The sequence below is a fragment of the Roseovarius sp. MBR-154 genome, assembly GCF_053628595.1.
Map to the genome: position 1 here is coordinate 63,398 of NZ_JBRJGR010000014.1, position 19,425 is coordinate 82,822.

The 19,425-nt window shown below is 63.5% G+C and carries 19 protein-coding genes and 1 tRNA gene; 13 read left to right on the top strand and 7 right to left on the bottom strand.

Annotated elements, in window-relative coordinates:
* The first annotated feature begins 43 nt into the window (after positions 1-43).
* Positions 44-1,687 carry a CTP synthase gene (locus tag ACSSV4_RS15895; protein ID WP_454276074.1) on the top strand — a complete coding sequence of 548 codons (1,644 nt, stop codon included), beginning with the start codon at positions 44-46 and terminating at the stop codon, positions 1,685-1,687.
* A gap of 27 nt (positions 1,688-1,714) precedes the next feature.
* Here ACSSV4_RS15895 and ACSSV4_RS15900 read toward each other — a convergent pair whose 3' ends face one another.
* Together ACSSV4_RS15900 and ACSSV4_RS15905 are read right to left on the bottom strand one after the other, a co-directional pair.
* Positions 1,715-2,665, bottom strand: a complete 951-nt coding sequence (locus tag ACSSV4_RS15900; RefSeq protein ID WP_454276075.1) for a class I SAM-dependent methyltransferase — start codon at positions 2,663-2,665, stop codon at positions 1,715-1,717.
* A gap of 108 nt (positions 2,666-2,773) precedes the next feature.
* Positions 2,774-3,346: a hypothetical protein gene (locus ACSSV4_RS15905; protein WP_454276076.1), complete on the bottom strand. Its 573-nt coding sequence runs from the start codon at positions 3,344-3,346 to the stop codon at positions 2,774-2,776.
* Positions 3,347-3,515: 169 nt separating this feature from the next.
* Here ACSSV4_RS15905 and ACSSV4_RS15910 point away from each other — a divergent pair, with 169 nt between their 5' ends.
* The 6 genes from ACSSV4_RS15910 (at position 3,516) to ACSSV4_RS15935 (ending at position 7,772) form a co-directional block, all read left to right on the top strand.
* Positions 3,516-3,953, top strand: coding sequence for a tellurite resistance TerB family protein (locus tag ACSSV4_RS15910; protein ID WP_454276077.1), 438 nt, complete (start codon positions 3,516-3,518; stop codon positions 3,951-3,953).
* 52 nt (positions 3,954-4,005) lie between these two features.
* Entirely contained in the window at positions 4,006-4,446 is a 441-nt protein-coding gene (locus ACSSV4_RS15915) for a tellurite resistance TerB family protein (RefSeq protein ID WP_454276078.1), read from the top strand.
* The gene (locus ACSSV4_RS15920) at positions 4,443-5,186 is read left to right on the top strand and encodes a phosphate/phosphite/phosphonate ABC transporter substrate-binding protein (protein WP_454276079.1); all 744 of its coding nucleotides are present in this window, start codon (positions 4,443-4,445) and stop codon (positions 5,184-5,186) included. The genes ACSSV4_RS15915 and ACSSV4_RS15920 overlap by 4 nt, the downstream gene beginning before the upstream one ends.
* Before the next feature lie 156 nt (positions 5,187-5,342).
* Positions 5,343-6,083: an ABC transporter ATP-binding protein gene (locus ACSSV4_RS15925; RefSeq protein WP_454276080.1), complete on the top strand. Its 741-nt coding sequence runs from the start codon at positions 5,343-5,345 to the stop codon at positions 6,081-6,083.
* Between the two features lie 30 nt (positions 6,084-6,113).
* The gene (locus tag ACSSV4_RS15930; protein WP_454276081.1) at positions 6,114-6,833 is read left to right on the top strand and encodes a transporter substrate-binding domain-containing protein; all 720 of its coding nucleotides are present in this window, start codon (positions 6,114-6,116) and stop codon (positions 6,831-6,833) included.
* Positions 6,834-6,890: 57 nt separating this feature from the next.
* The gene (locus ACSSV4_RS15935; RefSeq protein ID WP_454276115.1) at positions 6,891-7,772 is read left to right on the top strand and encodes an ABC transporter permease; all 882 of its coding nucleotides are present in this window, start codon (positions 6,891-6,893) and stop codon (positions 7,770-7,772) included.
* A gap of 104 nt (positions 7,773-7,876) precedes the next feature.
* On the opposite strand, the gene ACSSV4_RS15940 is transcribed toward ACSSV4_RS15935, so the two are convergent.
* Entirely contained in the window at positions 7,877-8,749 is an 873-nt protein-coding gene (locus ACSSV4_RS15940) for a WYL domain-containing protein (RefSeq protein ID WP_454276082.1), read from the bottom strand.
* A gap of 71 nt (positions 8,750-8,820) precedes the next feature.
* On the opposite strand from ACSSV4_RS15940, the gene ACSSV4_RS15945 reads away from it, so the two are divergent.
* Both ACSSV4_RS15945 and ACSSV4_RS15950 read left to right on the top strand, forming a co-directional pair.
* Positions 8,821-9,627 carry an ABC transporter permease gene (locus tag ACSSV4_RS15945; protein WP_350136317.1) on the top strand — a complete coding sequence of 269 codons (807 nt, stop codon included), beginning with the start codon at positions 8,821-8,823 and terminating at the stop codon, positions 9,625-9,627.
* Between the two features lie 4 nt (positions 9,628-9,631).
* Positions 9,632-10,231 carry a nucleotidyltransferase family protein gene (locus ACSSV4_RS15950; protein ID WP_454276083.1) on the top strand — a complete coding sequence of 200 codons (600 nt, stop codon included), beginning with the start codon at positions 9,632-9,634 and terminating at the stop codon, positions 10,229-10,231.
* A 136-nt stretch (positions 10,232-10,367) separates the two neighbouring features.
* Here the strand turns inward: ACSSV4_RS15950 and ACSSV4_RS15955 are convergent, their stop codons facing one another.
* Positions 10,368-13,949 carry a Hint domain-containing protein gene (locus tag ACSSV4_RS15955; RefSeq protein WP_454276084.1) on the bottom strand — a complete coding sequence of 1,194 codons (3,582 nt, stop codon included), beginning with the start codon at positions 13,947-13,949 and terminating at the stop codon, positions 10,368-10,370.
* A gap of 348 nt (positions 13,950-14,297) precedes the next feature.
* Here ACSSV4_RS15955 and ACSSV4_RS15960 point away from each other — a divergent pair, with 348 nt between their 5' ends.
* Positions 14,298-14,519: a hypothetical protein gene (locus tag ACSSV4_RS15960; protein WP_454276085.1), complete on the top strand. Its 222-nt coding sequence runs from the start codon at positions 14,298-14,300 to the stop codon at positions 14,517-14,519.
* Between the two features lie 131 nt (positions 14,520-14,650).
* Here the strand turns inward: ACSSV4_RS15960 and ACSSV4_RS15965 are convergent.
* Positions 14,651-14,736 (bottom strand) — tRNA-Leu (locus ACSSV4_RS15965).
* A 132-nt stretch (positions 14,737-14,868) separates the two neighbouring features.
* Between ACSSV4_RS15965 and ACSSV4_RS15970 the strand changes: the two genes are divergently transcribed.
* Together ACSSV4_RS15970 and ACSSV4_RS15975 are read left to right on the top strand one after the other, a co-directional pair.
* Entirely contained in the window at positions 14,869-15,447 is a 579-nt protein-coding gene (locus ACSSV4_RS15970) for a YqaA family protein (protein WP_454276086.1), read from the top strand.
* Positions 15,447-15,911, top strand: a complete 465-nt coding sequence (locus ACSSV4_RS15975; RefSeq protein WP_454276087.1) for a disulfide bond formation protein B — start codon at positions 15,447-15,449, stop codon at positions 15,909-15,911. The genes ACSSV4_RS15970 and ACSSV4_RS15975 overlap by 1 nt, the downstream gene beginning before the upstream one ends.
* A gap of 104 nt (positions 15,912-16,015) precedes the next feature.
* Here ACSSV4_RS15975 and ACSSV4_RS15980 read toward each other — a convergent pair whose 3' ends face one another.
* Positions 16,016-16,573 (bottom strand): 5-formyltetrahydrofolate cyclo-ligase, encoded by a 558-nt coding sequence (locus tag ACSSV4_RS15980; protein WP_454276088.1) that lies wholly within the window; start codon positions 16,571-16,573, stop codon positions 16,016-16,018.
* Entirely contained in the window at positions 16,570-17,955 is a 1,386-nt protein-coding gene (mgtE, locus tag ACSSV4_RS15985; RefSeq protein WP_454276089.1) for a magnesium transporter, read from the bottom strand. Before mgtE ends, ACSSV4_RS15980 begins: the two co-directional genes overlap by 4 nt.
* 134 nt (positions 17,956-18,089) lie before the next feature.
* Here mgtE and guaD point away from each other — a divergent pair, with 134 nt between their 5' ends.
* Positions 18,090-19,373, top strand: coding sequence for a guanine deaminase (gene guaD / locus ACSSV4_RS15990; protein WP_454276090.1), 1,284 nt, complete (start codon positions 18,090-18,092; stop codon positions 19,371-19,373).
* Positions 19,374-19,425: the final 52 nt, after the last annotated feature.

A 19,425-nucleotide genomic window follows, 5' to 3' on the forward strand; every position in this document is an offset into this window, starting at 1 on the left:
TCAAGCATCACAAACGCAGCATCACGGGGGGCTTTGCGCGCGCATGGCACGTTACATCTTCATCACCGGCGGCGTCGTTTCATCGCTTGGCAAGGGCCTTGCCTCCGCCGCGCTCGGCGCGCTCTTGCAGGCGCGCGGCTTCTCGGTCCGGCTGCGCAAGCTCGACCCCTATCTCAACGTCGATCCCGGCACGATGTCGCCGTTCGAGCATGGCGAGGTCTTCGTCACCGATGACGGGGCCGAAACCGATCTCGATCTCGGCCATTATGAACGCTTTACCGGGGTGCCTGCGCGGATCACCGATTCCGTCTCCTCGGGCCGCATCTATTCCAATGTGCTGGAGCGTGAGCGGCGTGGCGACTACCTTGGCAAGACCATTCAGGTCGTCCCCCATGTCACAAATGAAATCAAAGACTTCCTCGCCGTAGGCGAGGACGAGGTCGATTTCATGCTGTGCGAGATCGGCGGCACCGTTGGCGATATCGAGGGCCTGCCGTTCTTCGAGGCGATCCGCCAGTTCAGCCATGACCGGGCGCGCGGGCAATGCATCTTCATGCACCTGACCCTGCTGCCCTATCTCGCCGCCTCCGGCGAGCTCAAGACCAAGCCGACGCAGCACTCGGTAAAAGAGCTGCAAAGCATCGGCATCGCCCCCGACATCCTTGTCTGCCGCTCCGAACAGCCGATCCCCGACAAGGAACGCGAAAAGATCGCGCTCTTCTGCAATGTCCGCAAGGAACATGTCGTCGCCGCCTATGACCTCAAGTCGATCTATGAGGCGCCGCTCGCCTATCACCACGAAGGGCTCGACCAGGCGGTGCTCGACGCGTTCCAGATCAGTCCCGCGCCGCGCCCCGACCTCACGGTCTGGCAGGATGTGGTCGACCGAATCCACAACACCGACGGCGCGGTCAATATCGCCATCGTCGGCAAATACGTGCAACTTGAGGACGCCTACAAATCCATCAAGGAGGCGCTCATTCACGGCGGCATGGCCAACCGGGTCAAGGTCAATGTCGAATGGGTCGATGCCGAGATTTTCGAGCGCGAAGACCCTGCCCCGCATCTCGAAGGCTTCCACGCCATTCTGGTTCCGGGCGGCTTTGGAGAGCGCGGCACCGAAGGCAAGATCAAGGCTGCCGAATTTGCCCGCACCCGCAAGATCCCGTACCTCGGGATCTGCCTCGGCATGCAGATGGCGGTGATCGAGGCGGCGCGCAACGTCGCCGGGCTCAAACATGCGGGCTCCGAGGAATTCGACCTTGAGTCGGGAAAAAAACGCTTCGAGCCGGTGGTCTACCACCTCAAGGAATGGGTCCAGGGCAACGAAAAGGTGAGCCGCAAGGTCAGCGACGACAAGGGCGGCACCATGCGGCTCGGGGCCTATGACGCGGTGCTCAAGGCGGGCTCACGCGTGGCGCAGATCTATGGCACGACCCACATCGACGAACGCCACCGCCACCGCTACGAAGTGGACACCAAGTATCGCGAGAAACTCGAAGACTGTGGCCTGACCTTCTCGGGCATGTCCCCCGATGGCCGCCTGCCCGAGATCGTCGAATGGTCGGATCACCCGTGGTTCATCGGCGTGCAATATCACCCGGAACTGAAATCCAAACCCTTCGCGCCGCACCCGCTCTTCGCCGATTTCGTGCGCGCGGCGGTCGAGACATCGCGTCTGGTGTGACGCGATGCCCGATCATGGGGCACGCGATCACTTGATGCAGAGGATACAGCGGCGGGTCTTGTTGCCATAGGGTTCCTGTTCGAACCCGGTCCAGCCCGCCTGCGGGATGCCATGAACCTCGACCACGTCGCGAAAACCGACGAGATAGGCCAGATCCACCAGCGCCCGATAGGTCGGGTGGAGCTCCATTCCCACTGCGGTAGCGGCGTGTTCGCTGGCCGCCGCGCCGGTCCCCAGAATGAACCCCGAAAACGGCTCGCGATGGGTCACCGTATCGAGAACGGCGACGTGTCGCGTCAACGCAAAGGTCTTTTTCATCATCTCTACCGGCTGCGTGATGTGATACATCAGCCCGAGATTCAACACCACGTCGAACGGCTCGGATGGGGTGAAATCATAGATATCGGCAACCGATAAATCCATCTCCACGCCGTAATGCGCCCGCAGCATGCGGGCCTTGACAATATTGCCGTTGCGTATGTCAAAGCCCTGTACCTGAGCGGCGCCGCGCAGCTTGGCCTCGACCGAGAAGCCACCCCAGTTGCAGGCGATGTCAAGCACGCTGCGCCCCTGAACCCCGCCCTCCAGGACCTGTTCCAGCCCCGTGAAAATCAGGTTCAGCCGGTAATCCGCACGCTTTCGGGCAAGGGCGTAGGCCCCCGACAGGCCGTCCAGCGCCCCCATGGTGCCATATCGCGCCGAGAGCGGCATATGGTAGCCCCAGCCATTCGGCCCTACCTTCTGCAACAGCGCCTCGGCTGCCGTATCCGACAGGTTGTCTCGCGCATGGGCTTCGGCCACCGGGGGACGAAAGGGAATGTCGTAGAAATCGACGACCTGCTCGATATCGGCCAACCCTGCCGCCTTGGCCGCAAAAAAATAATCGCCATAGCGTTGACCGAGTTCGGGGCTTTTGTGATCCAGCTCGCGCTTTGCGAAAGGCGCGAGCTTGCGTGTCGTCTTTCGTTTCAATGCCATTCTTCATATCCGTTCTTGTTCTTGTATCAACGCAACATATGTGCCGGGATAAGCAGGCCCTGCGCAAGAACAGATAATCGGGTCGCACGCGAACGTGGACTTTTTTTCTCAGCCGCGCGGCTCCTTGTATTTCAGGATATCGCGATCCACGCCCAGCCCGATCACCGGGGCCAGAAGGGCACGCCACAGGCTCGGGCGTTCGTTCCGCCAGGCGCTTTGCTCGGGCGGCGCGCACAGTTCGTCATTGAGCATCGGGCCGAGAATCGCCTCGTCAAGGATCCAGCGCCCCCGCCGCAACTCCTTGCGATCCGCCGCCTGATAGTCGAGCCAGCGGGTCACCGTGGCGTGACATTTCGGCTTGCGGCCCGGCTCGACCAGATAGAAGCCGCTGTTGATCCGCAGGCATATATTGTCCAGCACCCGCGTCACCGGTCGCAGTTGATCGGGCACGTGCGGTTTGGGCATGTAGTTGAACCGCTCCGGCCCGCCGTTGAAGAACACACAGACCGCGCTACCCAGATCGAGCCCCTTCTGCGCCATCGCCCATCCCAGCACCCGCTCGGGATGCAGCGTCCAGTCATAGGCGACCACCGCCTTCGACAGATCATCCGGGCCAAGGCCTCGAAAATGCGCCACCTGCGCCTCGGCCGACATCTCCGCCCAATCGTCCGGTAGCCGCATTTCAGTCTCCGTGAATTTCAAACACCCCTGCCGTCAAAATCACGCGACAAAGCGCGCATTCTTGGGAGCAATTGTGGCAGTGATGCGGCGCTGCACATTTTCGTGCGGATGCCGTGACATCGGCGAGATTTCGCTTGGGGAGACGCGTTGCCCGCATTAGGCTGGTCTCATGCTTTCCCGTATCCTGCACGCCTTTTCGGCGCCCAAGCCCGCCCCCCTTCCCGAACCGGACGAAAAGCTGGCGCTTGGCGCGCTGATGGTCCGGATCGCCAAATCCGACCGCCATTACGACCTGACCGAGATCAAGCGGATTGACCGTCTTCTGACACGGCTTTACGGGCTGGGGCCGATCGAGGCGGCCAAGATGCGCGCCATCTGCGAGAGACTCGAACATGCCGCCCCCGAGACCGACCGCTTCGGCCATCTGATTCGCGAAACCGTCAGCCTCGAGGCCCGCGTCGCCGCGCTCGAGACGCTGTGGGAGGTGGTGCTTGCCGATGGCGAGAGCGAGCCACGCGAACTTCAGGTGCTCGATGCGGCACGCGAGGCCATGGGCCTCAGCCCTGCCGACAGCGACACCGCCCGCGCGCAGGCTGAGGCACAATAGCCCGCGCGATTCGCCATTGGCCCGCGCGCCGGATCGCCCTATACCTGTGACCATGTTCGCAGATCTTCTCAACCGGCTGTTTCAGCCCGAACCCGACCCGCTCGACGATGGCGATGCCCGTCTGGCGCTCACCGCCCTTCTTGTCCGCGTCGCCCGCAGCGACGGTGACTATGCCGCCTCCGAGATCATCCGCATCACCCGGATCATCGAGGCGCGCTATGCACTGTCGCACGCTGAGGCCGAGACGCTGCGCATGGACGCCGAAACCCTCGAATCGGAGGCCCCCGATACCGTCCGATTCACCCGCGCGATCAAGGATGCCGTCCCCTACGAGGACCGCGTCGCGGTGATCGAGGCGCTGTGGCAGGTGGCCCTTGCCGATGGCGAGCGTGAGAGCCACGAGGATTCGCTGCTGCGGCTGGTTTCGAACCTGCTGGGTATTTCCGACCGCGACAGCGCGCTCGCCCGGCAACGGGTCACGCCCACCGAATGATCGCCGCCCTGCCGATGTATGACCGGCCCGAGACGGCGGCAGCCAATGACCGGCTCTGGCAGGGCCTGCGCGCCGGTTTGGGATACGGCCCCGAAACCCTCAGCCGCGACGGCGATCTCTGGGACATCTGGCAAAGTCCCGTTCTGCTCATCGCACAGACCTGCGGCTACCCGTTCCGCGCCCGACTGCACCCGCATGTGCAGCTTGTCGGCACGCCTGTCCTCGCCCTGCCCGACACGCCGCCGGGGCACTATCATAGCGCCATCGTCATCCGTGCCGACGATCCGCGCGAGACCCCGCAGGACTTTGCCAGCGCTCCCTTCGCTTATAACGAGGCGCTCTCGCAATCCGGCTGGGCCGCGCCGCAAAACTGGGCCGCCGCGCGCGGCTTCAGCTTCTCGAACCCGGTCAAGACCGGCGCGCACCGCGCCTCGGCCCTGGCCGTCGCCGAGGGCCGCGCCGACATCGCCGCCATCGACGCGCTGACCTGGGACATCCTGCACACTCATGATCGATTCACCGACGGTTTGCGGGTTCTCGCCCGCACCGACCCGACCCCGGCCCTGCCCTATATCACCGCACGGGCCAATGATCCGGTGCCGCTCTTTGACGCTCTGCGAACGGCCATCGCCGGTCTCTCGCAAGGCGACCGCACAACCCTCGGCATCACCGGCCTGATCCGTCTGCCCGCAACGGATTATCTTGCCGTGCCCAATCCCTCGCCACCGCCTCCGAATTGAGCTGACGATACGTCAATTCGGACGCCAGCCCCGCCATTCGCCCGCATTGCAAGTTGCATTGCACCATTTTTTCAGCCCTATTGTCATGAAAACGATAAACGACCAGCCAACAGGGTGACGCGCTTGACCACGACTCCGGTCCTCGAAATCCGTAATATGCACAAGGCCTACGGCGCGCTCGAGGTGATCAAGGGCGTCGATATCACCGCGCCCAAGGGGCATGTGATCTCGCTCATCGGCTCGTCCGGTTCAGGCAAGTCCACCATCCTGCGCTGCGCCAACCTGCTCGAGGACAGCCAGCAGGGCGATATCCTGTTCAAGGGCGAGCCGGTCAAATGGCGTGGCGAGGGGCTGAACCGCCACCCGGCGGATGCGCAACAGGTGCTGCGCATCCGCACCAACCTTTCGATGGTGTTCCAGCAGTTCAATCTCTGGGCGCATATGACCATCCTGCAAAACGTGATGGAGGCCCCCGTCACCGTTCTGGGCCGCGACCGCGCCGAGGCCGAACACGCCGCGCGCGGCTATCTCGACAAGGTCGGCATCGGCGACAAATGCGACGCCTACCCGGCGCAACTGTCGGGCGGCCAGCAACAGCGCGCCGCCATCGCGCGGGCGCTCTGCATGGAACCCGAGGCGCTGCTCTTCGACGAGCCCACCTCGGCCCTCGACCCCGAGCTTGAACAAGAGGTGATCCGCGTGATCAAGGATCTGGCCAACGAGGGCCGCACGATGATGATCGTCACCCATGACATGAGCATGGCCCGGGATGTGAGCGACCATGTGGTCTTTCTCCATCAGGGCCTGATCGAGGAACAGGGCGCACCCGACGCGCTGTTCCGTGCACCGAAATCCGAGCGGCTGCGGGGCTTTCTCAGCTCCACCATGGCCGCCTGAGAGCAACCAACCAAAGGGAGAAAACCACTCATGAAGAAACTCATGCTTTCCACCGCCGCCTTCGCCATGATGGCGGGCATGGCCATGGCACAGGACGTCGTCCGCCTCGGCACCGAAGGCGCCTACCCCCCGTGGAACTTCATCAATGACGCGGGCGAGGTCGACGGCTTCGAGCGCGAGCTTGGCGACGAACTCTGCAAGCGCGCCGAGCTCAACTGCGAATGGGTGACGAACGACTGGGACAGCATCATTCCCAACCTCGTCTCGGGCAACTATGACGCCATTATCGCCGGCATGTCGATCACGGACGAGCGCGATCAGGTCATCGACTTCACCCAGAACTACACGCCCCCCGATCCGTCGGCCTATCTCGGCATGTCCGAGGGCGTGGACGTGACCGGCGGCGTGATCGCCGCGCAGACCGGCACCATCCAGGCGGGCTATGTCGCCGAAACCGGCGCGACCCTGCTGGAATTCGCCACGCCCGAAGAAACCGTCGCCGCCGTCAAGAACGGCGAGGCCGATGCCGTTTTGGCCGACAAATCCTACCTCGCGCCCATTGCGGCGGATGATCCCAACCTGATGTTCGTCGGCGAAGACGTGCCGCTTGGCGGCGGCGTCGGCATGGGCGTGCGCGAATCCGACGGCGAGTTGCGCGAAACCTTTGATGCCGCGATCCAGTCGATGAAGGATGACGGCTCGCTCAACGAAATGATCAAGAAGTGGGAAGTCTCCTCGACCTTCGAGTGATCCAGTCCCGCCCCCGCGCGCCCTGCGCGGGGGCCTCTCCACCCGAGGGAGGCCGCCATTTTTTCCTTCTGCGCCGATCCTGCCAGCCTTGAGGGCCTGAAATGGCTGTCGTGCTACCTCACCACGGGCAAGCACGCCAATCTCTATGTCGCCACCGGCACCGTGCTGCTCTTGCTGGCGATCACCGCCCCCACCGCGCTCGCCTTCGGCTTCGGCGGAGCAATGGCCGCGCGCTCACGCTTTGCGCCGCTCAGCTGGTTCGGCAAGGGCTATATCGCCATCGTGCGCGGTGTGCCCGATATCGCCTTCTTTCTGTTCTTCGTCATCGCTCTCGATCAGCTCTTCGAGGCGATCCGCCACAAGGTCAAATGCCCCGACTGGGATCAACCCATATGGCAGGGCAATGATTTCGTGGTCTGTCAGGCGGCCAAGCTGCCGCTTGGCAATGATCCGCAATGGATGCATGAAACCTACGGCTTTTTCCTCGCCGTGCTGACCTTTGCCATCGTCTTCGGGGCGTTTGCCGCCAACGTCCTCTATGGCGCGATGCGCGCCGTCCCGCATGCGCAGCTTGAGACCGCCGCCGCCTACGGCTTCTCGCGGCGTCAGACCTTCTGGCGCATCCTCGTACCGCAGATGTGGGTCTATGCGCTGCCCGGCCTCAGCAACCTGTGGATGGTGCTGACCAAGGCCACGCCGCTGCTCTTTCTGCTGGGTGTCGAGGATATCGTCTACTGGGCGCGCGAGCTGGGCGGCACCGCCAACCCCCGCTTTACCGATTACCCGCATGGCGACTGGCGGATGTGGTATTTCCTCGGCCTCATGGTCTTCTACCTCGGCCTCACCCGCATCTCCGAGATCTACCTCGAACGCCTGATGCAGCGCCTCACCCACGGCCAGGCCACCACCGGCGGCGAAGCGCAGAGGAAAGCGGCATGATATGCCTCCTTTCCCCGCGTCATCCCGGGCTTGACCCGGGATCTCTCAACCACAAGAGACCATGCCTGACGTCCTGTCGCGAAGACACAGTTTGGTGTGCAAACCTACTGAACCTGCTCTTGCGCCCACTCGGTCATTTCGCGCAGAAATTCAAATTCACTCGGCACGATAACACGATCAGCCTGGATCACTCCCGAAATGCTTTGAATAAGCCTTTGCAGCCTCGCTTCTGGCCAATGCACGATTACGGTAAGTGCTTCATCAAGTTCGTTTTGAGTTGGTCTCATTCGACAAACCAATCTGCCAAGCTTGTCGAAGGTATCAAGGTCCGGGAGTTCCGTGATAATGCCTTCCTGTGCCAAACACTCGGCTTCCGTTTCGGTGAAAAGCATGATCCTGTCAGTTTCTTCAGGATGCAAAAGGTTGTCGACCCTTGCCGCCGCCGCGAGAACCACAATAGCCGGCTTCAACTCACGCCGAAGCAACGTGTATGGAGAAGCAGAAGTACTAGAAACTGCTTTTTTCGGATTGTTGGCAGGGTTCTCCACCTCGTATCCGGTGTCACCCGCAATCACCTCAGCGAAGAACGGAATGGCCGCTTCAACGACGCCGTCGTCGTCAATCACGCCCTCAATGCGGTCCATTCGGAAAAGCCTGTGAGCGCGCCTCTCGTGACAAGTAGCTCCTACGTAACTCACATTACCGCGTTTCTCGATCCAGCGCGTCGTAACTCTCCGACGACTGCAATTCCCGGCAGCGTCGCGGTAATCGATGACGAGAAAAAGTGGTTCAAGGTCAAACCGGATCGCTTTTTCCACCGGTTGAGCCACTTGCTCAAAACCAGCTTCGTGGATTTCATTTCGTTGATCTTCGGACAGGTCAACAGTCACGAAGAAATCAGGTGGCGGAGCAAAAGTGATCTCAACGATGGCGGTTTCGCTTGGCGTTCTTTGCCTCAACCAAGAAAGAATACCCACAACGCCACTCCAATAATTCTCGTGATTAGGATGTATCCAAGATACTCAACTCTCCATATGAGGCAAGCGGCATGAGTTGCTGGCAGACCGTTCAAGACTACGCCTTTCGCTCGCTCGGCTACGGCGAACGCCTGCTCCCGCGCGAGGGCTATACGCTGTGCGAGCATTTCACCCTGATCGGCTCCGGCCTGATCTGGAACGTCTATTTCGGCACGCTCGCCCTGCTGGCCGGGTTTTTCCTCGCCACACTTGTCGCCCTCGGCAAGGGCGCGCAGAACCCGGCAATCCGCAAGCCCTCGGAATGGTTCATCTTCGTCTTTCGCGGCTCTCCGCTCTTCATCCAGTTCTTTTTCGCCTATTTCCTGTTCCTCTCGCTGAAATCCGTCTCGCCCGTGTTCGACGCCTTCACCTCCGCCTGGCTCGGGGCACTGATCGTTCTGTTTCTCAACACCGCCGCCTATTCGGGGGAAATCTTCTACGGCGCGCTGCGCTCCATCCCCAAGGGCGATGTCGAGGCCGCCGATGCCTATGGCTTCACCGGCATGGCACGGTTTCGCCGGATCATCTGGCCCACCATGCTGCGGCTGGCCTGGCCCGCCTATACCAACGAGGCGATCTTTCTCTTCCACGCCACCACGCTGGTGTTCTTCTCGGGCTTTCCGGCCTGGCAACAACGCGGCGACGCGCTCTATTACGCCAATTACTTCGCTGACAAGACCTTCAACCCGTTCGTGCCCTACCCGATCCTTGCGGGCTATTTCATCCTGCTCACGCTGGTGATCATCGGGATCTTCGGGCTGATCAACCGCCACCTCAACCGCCACCTGCCGCAAGAGGCACGGCGCGGGCTGAAACTGCGGATGAACGTGATCCGCTGACGGCATGGCCGATGTGCTCATCCTCATTCCCGCCGCCGGTGCCTCGTCGCGGATGCGCGGGCGCGACAAGTTGCTGGAAGAAGTGCGCGGTGCGCCCCTCCTGCGCGACCGGGTCGAGATGGCGCTCGGCCTCGGGCACCCCGTCCTCGTCACCCTGCCCCCCGACCGCCCCCTGCGCGCCAAGGCGCTGCGCGGTGTCACGGATCCGACCCTCTCGACGGTCGTCGTCGAGGACGCCGCCACCGGCCTTTCGGCCTCACTCCGGGCCGCCGCTGACCGGGCGATGCGCGACGGTCATGCGGGTCTTATGGTGCTGCTGCCGGACCTGCCGGACCTCACCAGAACTGACATCAAGACCGTTCTGGAGGCCCATGATAATATTGGAATTACACGCGCCACGTCCGAGGATGGTGTCGCCGGGCATCCGGTTGTATTCCCATCACATCTGCTCGCCGGGATGCGCCATCTGACCGGCGACCGGGGCGCGCAGGATCTGCTGCGCCGTCATCCGGTGACACTGGTGGCCCTGCCCGGAGCACATGCCACAACCGATCTCGACACACCCGAAGCCTGGGCCGCATGGCGCGCACGACAGACAGGCTGAGACAGCACTGTCTCCAAAACAGAAACAATCCCGGCACATGGCCGGGATTGTTTCCACTCGAAACCGGGACAGCCCCCGCAACCGATTCCTTTTTGGTCGGCCCTCACCGAAGGCCGACCGGCTGCAAAGGGGTTAGTTACTCGACCAACAAACGCGCTTCGTGCTTCTTGAGCGACCGGCGCGCGGCCTGATAGGCCGTCAGGCCCTGCGCATCACGCAGTTCCGGGAAAAGCTCGAAAATCTCGTCCCGCTGCTCGACACCCATGCCATCCAGTACCTGCTCGCCGGGCTGGAAGCTTTCGGTCCAGGCACCGTTCGACAGGACCACCTCATGCTGGTCGAACATGAAGTGAATATAGGTCGTGCCGCTCGCCTCGACCTGATCGACGCCTTCCATGCCGGTCAGGTGCTTGGCCGCCGCCAGAACCTCGCGCTCCTCGAAATAGAGCGCGGCACGCTCGGAATTGAGCAGCAGACGGTGCTGCGGGCTGACCAGCATGTCGCGTTCCGGCAGGCCATGACCAAGCGCACCGGCGCGGATCAGGACCGGCTTGAGATGCGGAGAATTCCGCAGGTCTTGCGCGTCGAGCGCACGATGCCCGACCCAGCGGATTTCCTGCAACCCGTTGTCGCGGGTGATCACCCGGTCGCCCGGCTGCAACTCCTCAACCAGCTTTTCCCCGCGCGGCGTCGCGATCAGCGTGCCGGGCGTGAAGCAGGGGATCAGGTTCTCGATTTCACGGAATTCCAGCGAGCCGGTGACACTGTCATCGGACCCAAGGAAATTCACCGTGCCAGAGGTCGAGTCGCCATCCGCATCGGTCGTTTCGCCAACGATCTCGAACCGGCCCAGACCGCGCAGGTCGAGCGTGTCGACATCGTCGTCCACGCCGTCATCGGTGCTGTCGCCAGTCTCGCCGTCGATCGTGTCACCCGCGCCGACATCGAGGAACACATCCCGGTCGTTGCCGCCAGACATGAAATCGGCCCCGCTGCCTCCGGAAACCGTGTCATTGCCGTTATTGCCGCGCAACTCGTCATCGCCGTCGCCGCCGGAGACGACATCGTCGCCGTCGCCGCCGTTGATCACGTCCTCGCCCGCGCCGCCCTCGAGGCTGTCATTGTCGAACAGGCCCCGGATCGTGTCGTCGCCGTCGCCGCCGAGGATGGTGTCATTGCCGAAATTGCCTTCGAGCGAGTCGTTGTCGATCCCGCCGTCGATGAAATCGTCGCCGTCCCCGCCGATGATCGTGTCGTTGTCATCCTGACCGAAGATCGTGTCGTTTCCGGCCCCGCCATTGATCAGGTCGTCGCCATTGTCGAGCACAGGATCCGTGGCATCGGGGATGTTGAGAGAGTCGGGGAACCTCGGGTCGAGCCCGCCATAGACGATATCGTCGCCATCGCCTGCATTGATCGTATCCGACCCCTCGCTGCCGATGATCGTATCGTTCCCGTCGCCGCCCTCGACGCTGTCGGCGTCAATCCCGGCGTCGATCAGGTCATTGCCCGCGCCGCCAAAAATCGTGTCGGCATCGTCACCGGTCGAGATGACGTCATCGCCATCGCCACCGTCGACGAAGTCGCGGTCGTCATTCGGGAAGGGATCCGCCGGCACGTCGGGCGGAAAGCCGAGGTCGGGCAGCGGCCTCGCCGACAAAGGCGCGCCCGCGTCGATCGTGTCATTCCCGGCCCCGCCAAAGATCGTGTCGCTGCCGACATCGCCAATGATGCTGTCGTCGCCGCCAGCACCCTCGACCTCGTCGTCGCCCAGACCTGCCAGGACGGTATCGTCGCCGTCACCCGCACGGATGCTGTCGTCATTGGGCGCGGCCCCAGGCAGGAGCGCGTCCTCGGCATCAACGAAATCGCCGTCCGGATCGCCATCATAGGCCGTGTCGATCAGATCGGCCCCGACCGTGCCGTCAATGATACCGTCGCGGGTCGGCGGCGGCGCGTCGCCGACCGTGACCGTGACGGTGGACGTGGCGCTGCCGCCATTGCCGTCCTCGACAGTATAGTCGAACGTATCGGTACCGCTGAACCCGGCATCGGGCGTATAGGTCACCGTGCCATCGCCATTGACCGTCGTGGTGCCATTGGCCCCGTCCGTGGCGCTCGCGACGCTGAGCGGATCGCCGTCCACGTCGCTGTCATTGGCGAGCACGTCAATCGTCACCGGCGTCTCGAAATCGGTGGTGCCGCTGTCAGGCCCGGCAACCGGATCGTCGTTTACCGGGTTCACCGTCACCGTCACCGTGCCGGGTGTCGTGTTCCCGTTGCCGTCATCGGCGGTATAGGTGATGGTGTCGGTGCCGTTGAAATCCTGGTTCGGCGTATAGGTCAGCGTGTTGTCATCATTGATCGTCACCGTGCCGTTGGTCGCGGTCGAACTGCCGATGGTCAGCGTGTCGTTCTCGGGGTCGCTGTCATTGGCCAATACCGGAATATCGACCGGGGTGTCCTCGTCGGTCACGGCCGTATCGGGCTGCGTCACGGGCGCGCCGTTTTCGGGCAGGATCAGGTTCTCGATCTCGGCAAAACTCATCTCGCCCGAGACCGTGCCATCTGTGGCGATGAACTCGATCCGCCCCGAGGTGGAGTTGCCGTCGGGATCGTCGGTTTCCTCGGCCACGCGCAGCGGGCCCGAACCGCTCAGGTCGAGCGTGTCATTGTCCACGCCGGTGCTGCCGCCATCGACCACATCGCCCGCAGTTCCGCCGATGATGATGTCCTCATCCGCGCCGCCGATAATGGAATCGGCCCCTGCCCCGCCGGTGAGCACGTCATTGCCGTCCTCGCCCAGCAGCGTATCGTCGCCCTCCTCACCGATCAGCGTGTCGTCTCCCGGCGCGCCGGTATCGACGACGCCACCGCCCTCGGTGTTGAAATACACATCGGTAACGTTGATGCCGTCGGAATCGCCCACCGGATCGGTGTAGCGGATTACGAGTTGTGACACCGGCCCCGCGATACCGACCTGCAGCGCGTTGTCGGGGCTGTCATCATTGCCCGACCCGCCGCCTTCGGCCTCTTCGCCACTGACCACCGATACGTTGGCGCCGCCCGTCAGCGTCATCGGAAGCAGATTGTCATCGGCATCGAAGGCGAAGATCTGTACATTCTCGGTGCCGTCCAGATCGTTGATCTGGAACGAAACATCCGTCACATCTCCCGAGAATTGCAGCTTGAGATCGGTGGTGTTGGCATTCGCGAACGCCGCCGAAAGCGAACTGTTGGCATCGGCAGGCGCGCCGCCGGTCACCACGCCGGAGACGTCCTGTGTGTTGTCGGCGAATTCCGTCTCGACCTCCCCGGTGGAGGAGAGAACCGAGAAGGTCACGTCAACCGAACCGGTATCCTGCGTGAAAAACACGATCGGATCGCCCGACTCGATCGGATTGGCATCGTTCAGGTCGGGTGCCAGGTCCCACTGAAAGACCTCACGTCCGCCACCGCCACCAGAGCCGTCGCTGTCGCCCACGAGCAGATCATTGCCCGCGCCACCCTCGACCGAATCGCTGCCGGAACCGGCAAAGACCGTATCATCGCCCGCACCCGACAGGATTGTGTCATCCCCGCCGAACCCGTCAACGACATCGTTATCGGTGCCGCCCGGACCGTCGCCCGCGTCGATGCGCTCGCCCTCGGGGTCGGCAGCAAATGTCGCATCGATACGATTGTCGCCGTTATCGCCTTCAACCCTGTTCGTCGCCATGTTCTTCTCCCACTACACTCCAGGACGGACATCCGCCGCAACCTGCTAAAATCATCGTCCCCATGCGGATGTTGCCATCAAGCGGGGCGACCGTCGCAACCGGTTTTCAAGAAGAGTGACCACAAGGTCCGTGACGGACGGGATCAAACGATCCCGACCCAAAGCCGCACGTCGATTTCTCAATCAACACACTAGACGATCACACTCTGTCACGCGTGACGGATCACGCGCCGGATTACGTGCGGTCGCCCCCAGACCTAGCAACTTCACCCCCCAGTTGGGCTATTCTTTTCTACGCCAGACGGGCATCCCGCCCAAGGGGAAATTGGGCCAAAACATGCCGAAACCATGTCGTTGCCGGATCCAAACAGCCGTGAAAATCATGAGATGGACACAATTGAGGTGACCCATTGTTTCCAGAATTTCACCTTGGAGGGGCATGAATCACGCGAAATCGCCTTATTGCAAAGGGATGTCCCGCCTGTGCCCGATGCGATTGTTTCCCGGTCGGCATGGATCAACGGCAGATTGCCGTGGCCCGAATTCGGCAGAAATGTGGCAGGGGCATAATGCACCGGATGCGATCAATAAGACTAGTTGACCACGATTGGTTCGCATTGCGCAACAAACCCGACGGCACAAGTGATTCGCCCGGCCTATGCGTTCACAATCCGGCCTACACGTTCACAATGAAGAGAGGGTGGTGCCCAAGGCGAGACTCGAACTCGCACGCTGTTGCCAGCGGGGGATTTTGAATCCCCTGCGTCTACCATTCCGCCACTTGGGCCCGAAGCCGTCCTTAGCCCAGCCCGCGCGCCTCGTCCAGTGCCCTCGCGCAAATTCCCGGCCCGGCGCCCGAGGGCTTGACCGCGCCCGCCGCGCATGGTGTTTCCCCGCAGACCCGGACAGGACAACCAACATGATCAGACCGCTCTACGACTGGACGCTGCGCATGGCCGACCATCGCCACGCCTTGTGGGTGTTGGCCTGCGTCAGCTTCATCGAAAGTTCGGTTTTCCCGATCCCGCCGGATGTGCTGATGATCCCGATGATCCTGGCCCGACCATCGCGCGCCTGGCTGATCGCAGGTGTTGCACTCGCCTCGTCGGTGCTGGGCGGGATGCTGGGCTATGCCATCGGCGCCTTCGCGTATCAGGAAATCGGCCAGCCGATCCTGACCGCCCTCGGCAAGGGCGAGTCGATGGCGGCCTTTGCCATCCGGTTCAACGACTTCGGCTTCTGGGCGGTGCTGACGGCGGGAGTGACGCCCTTTCCCTACAAGGTGATCACCATCATGTCGGGCTGGACGGCGATGCCGCTCGGCGTCTTCATCGCCACCTCGATCCTCGCCCGTGGCATCCGCTTCTTCCTCGTGGCCGCTCTCTTGTGGAAATTCGGCACCCCGATGCGCGACTTCATCGAGCGCCGCCTCGGGCTGATGACAATTCTCTTCGTACTGCTGCTGTTCGGCGGCTTTTATGCGACAAGGTTCCTGTGATGCGCCTCAGCCAACGCCAATTGATCCTGCTTGCCGCCTCGGGCTCCGCCGCGCTGATGCTGGGGGCGCTGGCCTTTCAGCATATCGGCGGCATGGCCCCGTGCAAACTGTGCCTCTGGCAACGCTGGCCACATGTCATAGCCATCGCGCTCGGGGCTGCGGGTTTGTTCGCCCTGCCCCGCCTCATGGCGCTTGGCGGGCTGCTGGCAGCACTCGCCACAGCGGTCCTCGGCGGCTTTCACACGGGCGTCGAGCGCGGCTGGTGGGAGGGGCCGTCGGAATGCTCCTCGACCGGTGCGGCGGGGCTCAGCACCGATGAGCTGTTCAACCAGATCATGTCCGCGCCGCTGGTGCGCTGCGACGAGGTGCCGTGGGAGATGCTCGGGCTCTCGATGGCCAGTTGGAACATGGTGGTGTCGCTCGGCCTCGCAGCGCTCTGGCTGAGGGCGCTGAGGGCGCGCTGACATCCAGAACAGGCCCGAAACGGTTGTTCAAGGCGCCCGCGCGAAACCGGGACGCGTTGCGCGGCGGCGGCGCATGGCCCACCGCTCGCCACATCCCGGCCGCGCTAGAACGAGATCACCTCGGCCTCCGTCACCACCAGGTCGAGCGGCTGATCGGTCGGCTCCAGCGGCAGGCCATCGGCCTCCTGCGCGGCATAGGCAAAGCCGATCGCCAGCGTCGCGCGACGGCGGCGCAACCGTTCCAGCGTGCGGTCATAGAACCCGCCGCCATAGCCCAGCCGCCCGCCCGCGCGATCAAACGCCACCAGCGGCACGATCAGAATCTCCGGCTCGATGAACCGGTCGACCTCGGGCACCATCGCGCCGAACGGCCCCTCGCGCAGCGCGCAACCCGGCTCCCACAGCGAGAAATCGAGCGGCAGCCCCGCGCCCGCGATCACCGGCACGGCAACAGGGCCATGGGCTGCGGCCTCGGCCATGGCTGGCAGCGGGTCGATCTCGGACCGGATCGGCATGTAACCCGCAAGGCGCACGCCGCGATAGCCCGCCAGCACGCCGGACAAAAGGCCCGCCCCGGCCCCGCTGTCCGCGCGGTGCGCCGCTGCCCGCCTGGCAAAGGCAGCCTTGCGCGCCGCCTGCTTGATCTCTGCCAATTCGGTCACAACAGGAATACCGCCGCCAGCCCAAGAAAGGCGAAGAACCCGACCACATCGGTCACCGTGGTCACGAACGTGCCCGAGCCCAGCGCCGGGTCCACCCCCAGCCGATCCATGACCACGGGAATGCCCGCCCCGGCTAGCCCCGCAACGACCAGATTGATCACCATCGCGGCGGCGATCACATAGCCAAGCTCGGGCCCGCCGAACCAGACCATCCCGACGATGCCCATCGTGACGGCAAAGATCACCCCGTTGATCAGCCCCACCAGAACCTCGCGGCGCAACACCCGCCACACGTTCGAGCCGGTCAGATCCTTGGTTGCCAGGGCCCGCACCGCGACGGTCAGCGACTGCGTGGCGGCATTGCCCCCCATCGAGGCCACGATCGGCATCAGCACCGCCAGCGCCACCAGCTGCGCGATCGCCGCCTCGAACTGCGCGATCACCAGCGAGGCGAGGATCGCCGTCGCAAGGTTTACCGCCAGCCACGGCACCCGCTGTTTCGAGGTCGCGATCACGCTGTCATTCAGCCCCCCCTCGCCGACACCGGCAAGGCGCATGATGTCCTCTTCATGCTCCTCATCCAGCACGATCATCGCGTCGTCGATGGTGATCACGCCCACCAGCCGCCCCTCTTCATCCACGACCGGCGCCGAAATCAGGTGATACTGGTTGAACGCATAGGCCACGTCGCCCTCGTATTGGGTGACGGGGATGACATGGAAGGTCTCCTCGACCAGATCCTTGAGCGCCACCTCGCGCCGTGCCGCCATGATCCGCCCCAGCGTCACGTTGCCCACCGGATGCAGGCGCGGATCGACCAGGATGATGTGATAGAACTGCTCGGGCAGGTCCTCGGCATTGCGCATGAAGTCGATCACGTCGCCCACGCTCCAATGCTCGGGCGCCATCACCACCTCGCGCTGCATCAACCGGCCGGCGGAGTACTCCGGATAGGTCAGCGATTGCTGCACCGCCAGACGGTCGCTGTCCTCGAGATATTCGAGAATCGCATCCTGCTGGCGATCCTCCAGATCCTCGACCAGATCGACCACATCGTCGGAATCAAGCTCGCGCACCGCCTCGGCCAGCACCTCGGGATGCAAGAGGCCGATCACCTCCTCGCGAATCGATTCGTCGAGTTCCGACAGGATGTCGCCGTCGAATTCCACGCCGTAGAGCGTGATCAGCCGCCGCCGGTCATAGGCGTTGCTCTGTTCCAGAAGGTCGGCAATGTCGGCGGGGTGCAGCGGCTCCATCTCGGCCCACAGCATCTCGCGGTCATCGGTATCGACGGCATACATGATGCGCGACACGGCCTGCCTGTTCAGCGGATAGCCGTCCTCGTCGCGCTCGTGCTCCGCGTCCTGATCCTGCTCTGCCATCTCGCCCTCCCGTCACGCCACCGTGGCGCAGGAGTACTCAAGCGCCGCGCGAAAAACAATGACAATGGGATGATTTACCCCGCCCTCCGGTGCGCGTATCCTGGCCCTGCACAGCCCTTCGCCAGACAGGCACCATGACCGACCAGACCCTTATCACCGGCCAGATCCTGGCTTTCGACCGCGCGCCCTTCGACGGTGACCCGGCGCACTCCGCCCGCCTGCACGAGGCGCTGGTGATCGAGGGTGGCCATATCGCCGCGATCGGCCCCGCCGCCGAGTTGCGCGCCGCCTGTCCCGCGGCGCGGCATCACGACATGGGCGCGCATCTGATCACGGCGGGCTTTGTCGATGCCCATGTCCATTATCCGCAGACCGCGATGATCGCCAGCTGGGGCAAGCGCCTGATCGACTGGCTCAATACCTATACCTTCCCCGAGGAAATGCGCTTTGCCGATCCCGCCTATGCCGCCGGGATCGCGGCCCGCTATCTCGACCTGACGCTGGCGCATGGCACCACCACCACCGTCAGCTATTGCACCATCCACCCCGCCAGCGTGACGGCGTTTTTCGAGGCGGCGCAGGCGCGCGGGCTGCGCGCCGTGGCGGGCAAGACCTGCATGGACCGCAACGCGCCCGAGGGCCTGCGCGACACGCCGCAATCGGCCTATGACGAGTCGCGCGCCCTGCTTGACCGCTGGCACGGGGTTGACCGGCTGTCCTATGCGATCACCCCGCGCTTTTCGCCCACCTCCTCGCCCGCGCAACTCGACGCCCTGGGCAGACTTTGGGCGGACCATCCAGACTGCCTGATGCAGACCCATCTCAGCGAGCAGACCGACGAGATCGAGTGGGTCCAATCGCTCTACCCGCAGGCCCGCGATTATCTCGACACCTACGAGATGCACGGCCTTCTTGGCGCGCGGGGTCTCTACGGCCATGCCATCCACCTCACGCCCCGCGAACGCGACCGGCTGCGCGAGGTGGGCGCGGCGCTGATCCACTGCCCCACCTCGAACACCTTCATCGGCTCGGGGCTGTTCGACATGGCCGCCCGCGTGACCGAGGGCCAGCGCGTGGGACTTGCCACCGATACCGGCGGCGGATCGTCCTTTTCGATGCTGCGCACCATGGCGGCGGCCTATGAGATCGGGCAGCTGACCGGCACGGCGCTGCATCCGGCGCAACTGCTCTGGCTTGGCACCGCCGGATCGGCCCGGGCGCTGCATATGGGTCACCTCATCGGCAACATCGCCCCGGGGATGGAGGCCGATCTGGTGGCGCTCGATCTCGCCTCGACCCCGGCCATCGCGCAACGCGCGGCGCGCGCGGAGGATATATGGGAGGCGCTCTTTCCGACGATCATGATGGGTGACGATCGCGCGATTGCGCAGGTCTGGATCGCCGGGCGCCCGGTCTGACCATGACTCGGGCAGACATTCTGCACCGCCGCCCTATCTCGTCCTGCGGACA